Source organism: Vibrio sp. 10N.222.49.C9, from assembly GCF_041474985.1.
Taxonomy (GTDB): domain Bacteria; phylum Pseudomonadota; class Gammaproteobacteria; order Enterobacterales; family Vibrionaceae; genus Vibrio; species Vibrio crassostreae_C.
Genome location: NZ_JBFRVD010000930.1, coordinates 1 through 248 on the forward strand (window position 1 = coordinate 1; position 248 = coordinate 248).

The window sequence follows — 248 nt, forward strand, 5'->3', positions numbered from 1 at the left end:
TCAGCAAGCTGCCAAGCAAAGAGAAAAACTCCAAGCGCTGGAAGTACTGGCAAGCTCGTACGGATATCGCTTTAGGTGATGTTGAGAAGGGCAAGGCTCAGATGCAGAGTCTACTCGGTGAAAGAAACTTCTACAGCATTGCCGCTGCAGACTATCTAGGTAAGCCGATTAAATACAGCACCTCTGTGTTGACTGAGCAGAAGGCATCGGTCAAGCCATTCTCATCGTCACTGGCACGAATAAAAGAA

Annotated in this window: 1 pseudogene; it reads left to right on the top strand. The window is 48.0% G+C overall.

Features of this window, described 5'->3' with window-relative positions:
• A pseudogene (locus AB4585_RS26270) lies at window positions 1–248 on the top strand (lytic murein transglycosylase); the annotation flags it as partial.